Below are 11,734 nucleotides of genomic sequence, written 5' to 3'. Positions count from 1 at the left end.
CGTTGCTTTTTGTTTTTATTATTTTACTAAAGATTAGTTTATAATAAAATCCTACTTAATTATTATACTCGATAGGATACATATTTAATAGTTAAAAGAAAACAATCTAAAAACCTTTATAAAATAAAAAAGCCACTATATAAGTGGCTTTTTAAAAATTTATTAAATCTATTTTATAACTTCATTCCAACACCAACACCTATTACAAGTGGGTTTATATCTACTTCTACTGGCAACACGCCTTCTCCAGTATCTACATCCACATCTGTTGAAAGTAACAATTGCTTAATGTCTAAATTTAAAAATAGTTTGTCATTTATGTTATAATCAACTCCAGCTTGGAAAGAAAAACCAAATGAGTTTTCGTAATCCATTCCTACAACATCACCTGCATCTATACCATAAAAAATGGTGTAATTAATACCTGCACCTAAATATGGTTTAAAATCTCCTGCATAGAAATGGTATTGTAGATTTAACGTTGGTGGCAATAACCATACGTGACCTAAATCTGCACTATCAAATTGATTTCCAACCTCTACATCATGTTTAGTAGTTGCTAAAATTAATTCGGCTGCAATATTCTTAGTAAAGAAATATGTAAAATCTAATTCTGGGACAAAAGATGTTGAAATATCTACATCTGCACCATCTAAATTATCTCCTGGAGAAGGAATTACAGCTATTACTCTAAAACGAGCTTGCCATTTACTATAGTCATTTGTTGTTTCAGTGTTGATGTCTTGTGCTTGAGCATTAAAAACAAATAAAAATGCAATTAGTGCGCTAAAAATTATTTTTTTCATTGGTAAAATATTTAGTTATTATTTAACACAAAATTAGCTTCATAATAAAAACTAAATACTGACAATTATCATGTTAGCTACCATAACGCTTCATCTACCTTTAAATCAAAAACATACGCAGTAAAATTTTTTAAACTTTTTTTTCAACTAAAAAACATTGCTTAATCTTAATTGATTTAAAAATTATAATAATCATAAAATTGTAATAAAGTTCAAAATTTTTAATGATAATATGAACAGTTAATCGTATTTTTGCTACAACTTAACCTATAATCTACAAATCATGTCCATAAGCAATTATATAGATCATACCCTTTTAAAACCAACTGCCACTAAAACAGATATAAAAGAACTTTGTGATGAAGCTAAACAGCATCGCTTTTATTCAGTTTGTGTCAATAGTTACTATGTAGCATTAGCAAAACATTTATTAACCAGAAGCAATGTAAAAGTGTGTTCTGTTGTTGGTTTCCCTTTAGGAGCCATGAGCACTGAAGCTAAGGTTTTTGAGGCTGTAAAGGCTGTAGAAGATGGAGCTGACGAGATTGATATGGTGATTAATATTGGCATGTTAAAAAGCAAAAATTATGTAGCTGTATACAAAGATATTTGCGATGTTAAACTAGGTATTGGTAGAACGCCTTTAAAAGTTATTTTAGAGATTAGCGAGCTTTCTAAAAACGAAATCCTAAAAGCTTGTCAGATTTGTTTAGATGCTAATGCAGATTTTATTAAAACCTCAACTGGTTTTTCTAAAGGAGGTGCAACCTTAACTGCAGTTAAAATGATAAAAAAAACCATTAAAGATAAAGCTAAAATAAAGGCTTCTGGTGGAATAAAAGATTTTGAAACTGCTATGAAATATATTGATGCTGGAGCAGATAGAATTGGAACCTCATCAGGTATAACTATTGTTACTAATACCAAATCAACTCTACAGAATTCAGGCTATTAACTAACTAATACATTTAAACTTATGAGTGTTCATATTGAAGCAAAAAAAGGTGAAATTGCTGAAACTATTTTACTGCCAGGAGATCCACTTCGTGCTAAATGGATTGCTGAAACATTTTTAGAAAATCCTGTTTGTTTTAATAAAGTTAGAGGCATGCTTGGTTTTACTGGAACCTACAATGGAAAACGTGTATCTGTAATGGGAACAGGAATGGGAGTGCCTAGTATCTCCATTTATGCTCATGAGCTTATTACAGAATATGGTGTTAAAAACCTGATTCGTGTTGGTAGTTCTGGTTCTTACCAAAAACATGTTAAAATTAGAGATATAGTATTGGCAATGGCAGCATCGTCTAATTCTGGTGTAAACGAGCTTCGCTTTGGTGGTGCAGATTATGCTCCAACTGCAGATTTTGGCTTATTTCTAAAAGCAGTTGAAGTAGCAAAAAAGAAAAATATCCCTCTTAAAGCAGGAAATGTATTTACTTCTGACGAGTTTTATGCAGACGATTTTGAATCTTATAAAAAGTGGTCTAAGTTTGGAGTACTTTGTGTTGAAATGGAAACTGCTGGATTATATACTGTAGCTGCAAAACATAATGTAAATGCGTTGACTATTTTAACCATTTCAGACTCTTTAGTAACAGGCGAACGTACTACTAGCAAAGAACGTGAAACAACGTTTAAAGAAATGATAGATATTGCTCTTGAACTAGCTTAAACTTCAGAAATCTTATTACTCTATTGTATACTCTTGTAATTTCATTTATTGTAATTACCTTTGGCAAACATGCAAAAAACTGTAAACATAAAAAACAAAAAGGCCAAATTCCAGTATGAATTACTGGATAAGTATACAGCTGGAATTGTTTTAACAGGAACAGAAATAAAATCTATTAGAGATAGCAAAGCCTCTATTGCTGAAAGTTTTTGTGAATTTAATGAACAAGGTGAATTGTTTGTAGTTAATATGACTATTGAAGAATATCTTTATGGAACTTATTATAATCATAAGCCAAAAGCTACAAGAAAACTTTTATTAAATAAAAAAGAGCTTAAAAAACTTGAAAAAGAGGTTAAAAATACTGGTTTAACTATTATTCCTCTCAGATTATTTATTAATGAAAAAGGCTTAGCTAAACTTGATATATCTCTAGCACGTGGTAAAAAACTTTTTGACAAGCGAGACACAATAAAAGATCGAGAGAATAAAGTAAGATTGGACAGAGTTAAAAAAAGTTTTAATTAGAATTATTAATCTTTTAACTCTCATTTTATTCAAAAAACATTAATTTTAATTTCATTAAATGCTAATTAAAATGAAAAAACTAATCTCTTTACTATTTATATTATTACTTTCTTTTACATTAAATGCCCAAGAAAACACTGATGCATATTCGTATAAAGTAGAAACACTAGATACCACTATAAAAACTCTTTATGCTGTAATTTCTGGTGAAAAAGGAGAAGAAAGAGATTGGGATTTATTTAAATACTTATTCAAGCCAGATGCAAAGCTTATCCCTTCAGGAAAAAACAAAGAAGGTATTTATGAAGCTCGTTTTATGACTCCTTTAGATTATATCAATACTTCTGGAACTTGGTTAGTTGAAAATGGTTTTTTTGAAAAAGAAATTTATAGGAAAGTTGATACATTTGGAAATATAACTCAAGTTTTCAGCACCTATGAATCTTTTTATAGTGAAACCGATACTGAACCTTTTATGAGAGGTATCAATAGTATTCAATTGCTTAATGATGGCCAAAGATGGTGGGTTTTAAATATTTATTGGACTCAAGAAACTCCAGATAATCCAATCCCAATGGAATATCTGCCTAAAGATTAATTTTTGTCTTCTAATAAAGGTACAAATCTAAATTCGCCAAACTCATGTTTTTCGAAATCTTTCACTCCTTTTCTAATGAATAATGTCATTACTTGAATATCGTCTCCAACTGGTATTACCAAACGACCATTAATTGCTAACTGACTAAGAAGAGGTTTTGGCACAAAAGGTGCACCAGCTGTTACTATTATACCATTAAATGGCGCTTCTGCTTTTAAGCCTATATAACCATCACCAAAAATAAGTTTCTTGGCTCTATATCCTAATTTTGGTAAAAACTTACTCGTTTTCTTATAGAGCTCACGTTGTCTTTCTATACTATAAACTACTGCTCCAAGTTCACACAAAACAGCTGTTTGATAGCCACTACCTGTACCAATTTCTAATATTTTATCTCCTGGTTTTACTTGCAATAATTCTGTTTGAAAAGCTACAGTATATGGCTGAGATATAGTTTGATCTGCAGCAATAGGAAACGCTTTGTCTTGATAAGCGTGGTCTAAAAAACCGGAATCCATGAATAAATGTCGTGGAATCTTACCAATAGCCTCTAAAACTTTATCATTTTTAATGCCTTTGCTTTTTATAGTTTCAACAAGTTGTTGTCTTAATCCTTTATGTTTAAAAGTATCTTTCAATGGTAGGTGAATTTTCAAGGCTAAAATAATTCAATAAGCAACAAGTTCAAAGTTTAAAGTTTTAAACTTTCAATTAATTTCTATTTTCTATTATCCTATTTCTAAAAGTAAAATCTTATTTTTGTTGAAAACGTAAAATCATGCTAAAAGCTGGAGTTCTAGGTGCTGGACACCTTGGGAAAATTCATTTAAGACTTCTTAATCAATCTGAAAAATATGAATTGGTTGGTTTTTATGATGCAGATGAAACATATGCAAAAAAAATTGAGGCAGAATTTGGTTATAAATACTTCAATTCTATTGATGCTTTAATTGATGCTGTTGACATGGTGGATATTGTTACACCAACGCTTTCGCATTACGAATGTGCCATTAAAGCCATAGATAAAGGTAAACATATTTTTATTGAAAAGCCTATTACAAATACGGTTGAAGAAGCCGAGCATATTAGAGAACTTTTAGCACAACACAATATTCGTGGGCAAGTAGGGCATGTTGAAAGATTTAATCCAGCATATCTGGCTGTAAAGGATCAAATTGTTAATCCTATGTTTATTGAAACACATCGATTGGCAGAATTTAATCCTCGAGGTACAGATGTTCCTGTGGTTTTAGATTTAATGATACATGATATAGATATTATCCTTAGTGTTGTAAAATCTAAAGTTAAAAATGTCTCTGCAAGTGGTGTCTCGGTAATTAGCGATACACCAGATATTGCCAATGCCAGAATAGAATTTGAAAATGGTTGTGTAGCAAATTTAACTGCTAGCAGGATTTCATTGAAGAACATGCGTAAATCGCGTTTCTTTCAAAAAGACGCATATATTTCTGTAGATTTCTTGGAAAAGAAATGCGAAGTAGTAAAAATGAAAGATGCACCAAAAAATCCTGGAGATTTTGATATGATTCTTCAAAATGCAGAAGGCGTAAAAAAACAAATTTATTTCGACAATCCTGAAATAGCTAACAACAACGCTATTCTGGATGAATTAAATTCTTTTGCAGACGCTATAAATAACAACAGATCACCAATAGTTACATTACATGATGGTACAGAAGCCTTACGTGTAGCAACAATGATAATTGATCAATTTTAATCTCATTTCTATTATTTTACAAAAGAAAAAAAACGCAAACATTATAAAATAAAAATTAACAAGATTCCCTTTTTCAAGGGAATGAAAATAAATTTTCAATGAAAAACGTAGCAGTAATAGGAGCCGGAACCATGGGAAATGGTATTGCACATACTTTTGCTCAAAGTGGATTTAAAGTACAACTTATAGATATTAGCGAAGCTTCTTTAAAAAGAGGTATGGATACCATTTCTAAAAACTTAGATAGAATGGTTGCTAAAGAAAAAATTACCGAAGCAGATAAAGCTAAAACATTAAGTAACATAACAACGTTTACTAATATTAACGAAGGTGTTGAATACGCAAGTTTAGTTGTTGAAGCTGCAACAGAAAATATTGATTTAAAACTTAAAATTTTCAAACAACTTGACGACGCTTGTCCAGAAGATACTATTCTGGCTAGTAACACATCATCTATTTCAATTACACAAATAGCTGCTGTTACATCCAGACCAAAAATGGTTATTGGTATGCACTTTATGAATCCTGTTCCAATTATGAAATTGGTGGAAATTATTCGTGGCTACAATACAAGCGATGAGGTTACAAATACTATCATGGAACTATCTAAACAATTAGGTAAAACTCCAACCGAAGTAAACGATTATCCAGGTTTTGTTGCAAATAGAATTTTAATGCCAATGCTAAACGAAGCTATTGAAACACTTTATAATGGTGTTGCTGGTGTTGAAGAAATAGATACTGTTATGAAGCTAGGCATGGCTCATCCAATGGGACCATTACAACTAGCAGATTTTATTGGCCTTGATATATGTTTATCTATATTGAATGTCATGTACGATGGCTTTAAAAACCCTAAATATGCACCTTGTCCTTTACTAGTTAATATGGTAATGGCTGGAAAACTAGGTGTGAAATCTGGGGAAGGCTTTTACGATTATTCTGAAAGCAGAAAAGCAGAGAAAGTTGCTAAGCAGTTTTTAAAATAAAAAAGCGCTGTCATTACAAAGACGAAGGTCGTGACAATCTCTTTGGAAAAGTCACGTTTTAAGATTATCCGTTTTTTTTAAATAAATAAGCTCGTAATGACATAAAAAAACAAATTATGGCTAAAATAATTCCTTTTAAAGCAGTACGTCCTACACGAGACAAAGTAAGTCTTGTGGCAGCTAGATCATACCAAAGCTATACAAAGGAACAGCTTGAATCCAGACTTAGAGATAATCCGTTTTCATTTTTACAAATTGTAAATCCTGGATATAGATTCGACAAAGAAATTTCTGGTGAAGCAAGATATAGCCTAGTTAGAAACAGATATTTAGAATTTATAGAAGATAATATTTTTGCTCAAGATGAAAACCCTTGTTATTATATCTATAAAATTGTAGATAGAGAACATCAAGTATTTAATGGCATTATTGCAGCTGCAAGTGCTCTTGATTACGAAAACAATGTTATTAAAAAACATGAAGACACCATTGCTTATAGGGAAATTGTATTTAAAGATTACTTAAAAACTGTTGGTTTTAATGCAGAACCTGTACTCCTAACCTATCCAGATAATGCAGTAATAGATTCAATAATAAACGAAACACATAAAGAAAGAGCCGAATTTGAGTTTACTACTACCTATAGAGACACACATTATCTATGGAAGGTTGACAACCCCGAAACAATAGAAATTATACAGAAAGAATTCAATAATATTCCAACAATTTATATTGCAGATGGACATCATCGATCTGCTTCTTCATATTTACTTTATAAAGATTTAAAAGATGCAAATCCTGACCATCATGGAGATGAGGATTATAATTTTTTTATGAGTTATTTAATACCTGAATCCGATTTACAAATTCATGCTTTTAATAGATTGATTAAAGATTTAAACGGGTTAACTAAAGAAGAATTTTTAATTCAGCTGGATACTTTCTATCGAATTGAAAATAGAGGGAAAATACCATATCAACCAACAAAGAAGCATCATTTCAGTATGTATTTAGATGGCGATTTCTATTCTCTATACTTACGAAAAACCATTTATAATATTGAAACATCCTTAGATGGTTTAGATTCTCAAATTCTATATAAAACCATTCTAAACCCTATTTTAGGAATTGAAGATTTAAGAAACGATCAAAGAATTACTTATATCAATGGAAAAAAAGATATTTTAAATATTAAAAGTAGTGTAGATAGTGGTGAATTTAAAGTTGGTTTTGTTATGGTTCCTGTATTAGTAGAAGAACTAAAACAGATAGCAGAGGATGGTTTAAAAATGCCTCCAAAAAGCACTTATATTGAGCCAAAACTAAGAAGTGGTGTCACTATTTACGAATTTTAAAATGTCCATAAAACAAAACTTACAAAACATAAAATCTACCTTACCACAACATGTAACACTTGTTGCTGTTTCTAAAACTAAACCTGTTAGCGACCTTTTGGAAGCTTACCAAGCTGGACAGCGTGTTTTTGGGGAAAACAAAATCCAGGAAATGACTGAAAAGCATGAGCAAATGCCAAAAGATGTTAAATGGCATATGATTGGTCATGTACAACGAAATAAAGTAAAATACATGGCTTCGTTTGTAAGTTTAATTCATGGAGTTGAAAATTTTAAAACGCTTAAAGAAATAAATAAACAAGCAAATAAGCATGATAGAGTTATAGATTGCTTACTTCAAATAAAAATAGCTTCAGAAGATTCTAAATTTGGAATGACAGCAAGCGATGCTTCAAAGATTTTACAAGCAACAGAATTTTCAGAATTAAAAAACATCAACGTGGTTGGTGTGATGGGGATGGCAACCTTTACAGACAACCAAGAGCAAATTAAAAGCGAATTTTTTAAACTAAAACACGTTTTTAATCAGCTTAAAACTATACATCCAGAAATGAATATTATTTCTATGGGAATGAGTGGTGATTATCAATTAGCAATTGATTGTGGTAGTACCATGATTCGTGTTGGAAGTAGTATCTTTGGAGAACGAAATTATAATTAACAAACAGTTATAGTCGTATTTTTTCAGTTTACGACTTAAATAAACGAATATCTTATTTACGCAATAGTCGACATAGAAACCACAGGTGGAAAGTATAACGAAGAAGGCATTACAGAAATAGCTATTTATAAATTTGATGGGCATCAAGTAGTCGATCAATTTATTAGTCTGGTTAATCCTGAGAGAGACATTCAACCTTTTGTTGTAAATCTTACAGGTATTAATAGCAATATGCTTAAAAATGCCCCTAAATTCTATGAAGTAGCTAAACGTATTATTGAAATTACCGAAGATTGTGTGATTGTTGCTCATAATGCCGAATTTGACTACAGAATATTAAGAACTGAATTCAAACGATTAGGATTCCCATATAAAAGAAAAACCTTATGTACAGTTTCGCTTTCTAAAACACTTATTCCAGATCAAGCATCCTATAGTTTAGGAAAATTAGCTAGATCATTAGGTATTCCAGTAAGCGACAGACATAGAGCTAATGGAGATGCATTGGCTACTATAAAACTTTTTAAAATGCTACTTGCTAAGGACATTAAAAAAGTGATTGTACAAGATGCTATAGTAGTAGAACCAACTTTCAAAATGGAACCTAGTTTAAAGCAAATATTAAACAATCTTCCTCATACTACTGGTGTTTATTATATTCATAATGATAAAGGAGAAATTATCTACATAGGTAAAAGCAAAAACATCAAGAATAGACTCAGTCAACATTTTTCTAATACTAATTCTAAATCAAAAAAAATTCAATTACAAACAGCAGCTGTTACTTATGAAGCTACAGGAAATGAATTAATTGCATTATTGAAAGAGAGCGAAGAAATAAAACGTAATAAACCTATTTTTAACAGAGCTCTTCGAAGAAACATTTTTACTCATGCCTTATATAGTTTTAAAGATGAAAATGGATATATTAATTTAACAATTGATAAAGCCGATGGTAGAAAAAGTGCTATTACAACATTTAGTACGAGAAATAGTGCTAAACAGTTTCTTTTTAAAATAGTAGAAGAATTTAATTTGTGCCAGAAACTTACTGGCTTGTATCCTACAAAAAATAGTTGTTTTAATTATAACTTAAAACAATGCAATGGCGCATGTATTAATAAAGAAGAAATAGAGATTTACAACCAACGAGTTAATAAACTTATAGAAAAAAATAGATATAGTAATTTAAACATGGCTATAATTGATAAAGGAAGAGACGTCGACGAACGCAGTGTTATATTAATAAAAAACGGCGTATTTTCTGGTTTTGGCTTTGCAAATCTTAATTATCAAATAACAAATACAGATGTGTTAGAATCTCTAATTACACCTATGGAAAACAATAGAGATGCTCAGCATATTATTCAAAGTTATTTAAGGCGAAATAAAAACCTCAAAATTATTCCACTTATAAATCAATGAAAAAACCCTACTTAATTTGCGCCATTTTACTCTCAATAAACATTTATTCGCAATCAGTTTTTAATTCCGAAAATTTCACTGTTACAAGCGCAGATTTGGAAACTAATTTTTATGAAAAGGATTCTACTGCAAATGCTTTAGTACTTTATGAATATGGAAACAGCTATGTAGATGATAGAGATTTTAGGCTAAAAACCGAAATAAAGAAAAAAATTAAAATATTCAATAAACAAGGGTTCAACAAAGCCACTATACAGATTTATCTATATAATAAAGATAGACGTAGAGAAAAAGTAACAAACATTATGGCAACAACCTATAATGTTGAAAATGGTCTGGTTACAAAAACTCAATTAAATGAAAATGATATTATTGAAGAGGTTTATAACGAAAATAATTCTATTATAAAATTCACTTTCCCAAACTTAAAAGAAGGTTCTGTTATTAATTATAGCTATATGATAGATTCTCCCTTTATGTTTAAATATAAAGAATGGGATTTTCAAGAAGATATCCCTAAACTCTATTCAGAATATAACACAAGTATTCCAGGTAATTGGGAATATAACATTAGACTAGTTGGATACTTAAATCTAACAAATATGGAAGAATCTATTGAAAAAACTTGTTTAGAAGTAGGTAATGGAGGTAAAGCAAATTGTATTAATACCATTTATAGAATGAAAGATATTCCAGCTTTTATTATGGAAGATTTTATGACTACTAAAGAGAATTATTTATCAAGACTAGAATACGAGTTAAAAACATTTAAAGATTTTAGAGGGTTAACAAATAATTACACAAAAACATGGAAAACTGTCCATTCCGAAATTAAATCTGATAAAAACCTAGGTAAACAATTAGGAAATAATAGCTATACAAAGGAATTACTTCCTCGTAATATTACTGATGAATTGGATGTTTTAAAAAAAGCAACAGACATATATAAATATGTTCAAACTAATTATACTTGGAATGAAAAGTACAGCATTTGGAATGATGTGTCTGTAAAGGATCTAATTAATAATAAGTCTGGAAAAGTGTCTGAAATTAACATGCTACTTTATAACTTATTAGAAAGTCAGGATTTTGATGTTACACCAATATTAATATCTACAAGAGATAATGGTCTTCCTACTAAATTATATCCTGTTATCTCTGATTTTAATTACTTAATAGTGCAAATCAAAATTAATGATAATACATATTTATTAGATGCCACAGATAAATATTTAGCATTTGGACAACTCCCTTTTAGATGCTTAAATCAATATGGCCATTTATTAGATTTCAAAACCAATGGGTATTGGATAGATTTAAACCCAACAAACATAACAACTACGCATTACAGAGTAGATTTGAAATTAGAAGACGATGACATTCTATTAGGAAAAATCAATGCCAATACAACAGGTTATCATGCATTACCAATAAAAAAGAAATACTATGATAATAAAATCGATTATCTAAAAAAGTATAAAGAAAAGTATCATTCTATTACATTTTTAAACCATACAGTATCTAGTGAGGATAAAACTAGTTATGAGTTTTTAGAAGAATTTGAAATAGAATATCAAGCAGAAAATATTGGCGGTAATTTATATATTAACCCCTTCCTCTTTAAATTAATGGACGAAAACCCATTTAAGCTACAAGAGAGAACTTATCCAATAGATTTTGGCTTTAAAGACACTTATTTATATACTTTGAAGATAGATTTAAACGAAAACTATGATGTACTTGAAACTCCAGAAGATTTAAATATAGGCCTCCCAAACAATAAGGGGTTATTGATTTTTACAACAAAAGTAGTAGATAACTCTATTTTGATGTATTTTAAATTTAATTTTAAAGAAGCTATTTATAATCCAGATTACTATGAAAGTTTAAAAATGTTTATGGGAACTATTATAGATGTGCAAAAAAACTCATTATTAGTATTAAAGCATAAATAACAAA

At 29.9% G+C, this 11,734-nt stretch carries 12 protein-coding genes; 10 read left to right on the top strand and 2 right to left on the bottom strand.

The features are described 5' to 3' along the window. Positions 1–173: 173 nt before the first annotated feature. Complete coding sequence (locus tag LX78_RS04355; RefSeq protein WP_109681435.1) at positions 174–806, bottom strand: OmpW/AlkL family protein; 633 nt, start codon at positions 804–806, stop codon at positions 174–176. A gap of 283 nt (positions 807–1,089) precedes the next feature. Here LX78_RS04355 and deoC point away from each other — a divergent pair, with 283 nt between their 5' ends. The 4 genes from deoC (at position 1,090) to LX78_RS04335 (ending at position 3,607) form a co-directional block, all read left to right on the top strand. Continuing rightward, positions 1,090–1,761 (top strand): deoxyribose-phosphate aldolase, encoded by a 672-nt coding sequence (deoC, locus tag LX78_RS04350; protein ID WP_109681434.1) that lies wholly within the window; start codon positions 1,090–1,092, stop codon positions 1,759–1,761. Between the two features lie 21 nt (positions 1,762–1,782). Further along, on the top strand, positions 1,783–2,481 hold the full coding sequence (gene deoD / locus LX78_RS04345) for a purine-nucleoside phosphorylase (protein ID WP_109681433.1): 699 nt from the start codon (positions 1,783–1,785) through the stop codon (positions 2,479–2,481). 69 nt (positions 2,482–2,550) lie between these two features. Further along, positions 2,551–3,009 carry an SsrA-binding protein SmpB gene (smpB, locus tag LX78_RS04340; protein WP_109681432.1) on the top strand — a complete coding sequence of 153 codons (459 nt, stop codon included), beginning with the start codon at positions 2,551–2,553 and terminating at the stop codon, positions 3,007–3,009. A gap of 70 nt (positions 3,010–3,079) precedes the next feature. Then, positions 3,080–3,607: a hypothetical protein gene (locus LX78_RS04335; protein ID WP_109681897.1), complete on the top strand. Its 528-nt coding sequence runs from the start codon at positions 3,080–3,082 to the stop codon at positions 3,605–3,607. Here LX78_RS04335 and LX78_RS04330 read toward each other — a convergent pair. Further along, positions 3,604–4,245 (bottom strand): protein-L-isoaspartate(D-aspartate) O-methyltransferase, encoded by a 642-nt coding sequence (locus tag LX78_RS04330; protein WP_109681431.1) that lies wholly within the window; start codon positions 4,243–4,245, stop codon positions 3,604–3,606. The genes LX78_RS04335 and LX78_RS04330 overlap by 4 nt on opposite strands. A gap of 140 nt (positions 4,246–4,385) precedes the next feature. On the opposite strand from LX78_RS04330, the gene LX78_RS04325 reads away from it, so the two are divergent. The 6 genes from LX78_RS04325 to LX78_RS04300 all read left to right on the top strand — a co-directional run bounded on the left by LX78_RS04325 (position 4,386) and on the right by LX78_RS04300 (position 11,730). Beyond that, a complete protein-coding gene (locus LX78_RS04325; protein ID WP_109681430.1) occupies positions 4,386–5,345 on the top strand; it encodes a Gfo/Idh/MocA family protein in 960 nt (319 codons plus the stop codon). A gap of 98 nt (positions 5,346–5,443) precedes the next feature. Then, positions 5,444–6,334: a 3-hydroxyacyl-CoA dehydrogenase family protein gene (locus tag LX78_RS04320; RefSeq protein WP_109681429.1), complete on the top strand. Its 891-nt coding sequence runs from the start codon at positions 5,444–5,446 to the stop codon at positions 6,332–6,334. 116 nt (positions 6,335–6,450) lie between these two features. Next, the gene (locus LX78_RS04315; protein ID WP_109681428.1) at positions 6,451–7,689 is read left to right on the top strand and encodes a DUF1015 domain-containing protein; all 1,239 of its coding nucleotides are present in this window, start codon (positions 6,451–6,453) and stop codon (positions 7,687–7,689) included. Position 7,690: 1 nt separating this feature from the next. Further along, positions 7,691–8,350 carry a YggS family pyridoxal phosphate-dependent enzyme gene (locus tag LX78_RS04310; RefSeq protein WP_109681427.1) on the top strand — a complete coding sequence of 220 codons (660 nt, stop codon included), beginning with the start codon at positions 7,691–7,693 and terminating at the stop codon, positions 8,348–8,350. Between the two features lie 54 nt (positions 8,351–8,404). Then, complete coding sequence (locus tag LX78_RS04305; RefSeq protein WP_109681426.1) at positions 8,405–9,775, top strand: exonuclease domain-containing protein; 1,371 nt, start codon at positions 8,405–8,407, stop codon at positions 9,773–9,775. Next, positions 9,772–11,730: a DUF3857 domain-containing protein gene (locus LX78_RS04300; protein WP_109681425.1), complete on the top strand. Its 1,959-nt coding sequence runs from the start codon at positions 9,772–9,774 to the stop codon at positions 11,728–11,730. The genes LX78_RS04305 and LX78_RS04300 overlap by 4 nt, the downstream gene beginning before the upstream one ends. Positions 11,731–11,734 lie beyond the last annotated feature (4 nt).

This window comes from Xanthomarina spongicola (assembly GCF_003148645.1).
Taxonomy (GTDB): domain Bacteria; phylum Bacteroidota; class Bacteroidia; order Flavobacteriales; family Flavobacteriaceae; genus Xanthomarina; species Xanthomarina spongicola.
The sequence above is the reverse complement of the archived record's forward strand: the minus strand, read 5'-3'. Positions and strand labels throughout refer to the sequence as shown.

Coding starts and splice junctions, on each gene's coding strand:
- deoC (WP_109681434.1), top strand. CDS start 1,090: ATGTCCATAAGCAATTATATAGATCATACCCTTTTAAAACCAACTGCC.
- LX78_RS04300 (WP_109681425.1), top strand. CDS start 9,772: ATGAAAAAACCCTACTTAATTTGCGCCATTTTACTCTCAATAAACATT.
- LX78_RS04355 (WP_109681435.1), bottom strand. CDS start 806: ATGAAAAAAATAATTTTTAGCGCACTAATTGCATTTTTATTTGTTTTT.
- LX78_RS04310 (WP_109681427.1), top strand. CDS start 7,691: ATGTCCATAAAACAAAACTTACAAAACATAAAATCTACCTTACCACAA.
- LX78_RS04315 (WP_109681428.1), top strand. CDS start 6,451: ATGGCTAAAATAATTCCTTTTAAAGCAGTACGTCCTACACGAGACAAA.
- smpB (WP_109681432.1), top strand. CDS start 2,551: ATGCAAAAAACTGTAAACATAAAAAACAAAAAGGCCAAATTCCAGTAT.
- LX78_RS04320 (WP_109681429.1), top strand. CDS start 5,444: ATGAAAAACGTAGCAGTAATAGGAGCCGGAACCATGGGAAATGGTATT.
- LX78_RS04335 (WP_109681897.1), top strand. CDS start 3,080: ATGAAAAAACTAATCTCTTTACTATTTATATTATTACTTTCTTTTACA.
- LX78_RS04325 (WP_109681430.1), top strand. CDS start 4,386: ATGCTAAAAGCTGGAGTTCTAGGTGCTGGACACCTTGGGAAAATTCAT.
- deoD (WP_109681433.1), top strand. CDS start 1,783: ATGAGTGTTCATATTGAAGCAAAAAAAGGTGAAATTGCTGAAACTATT.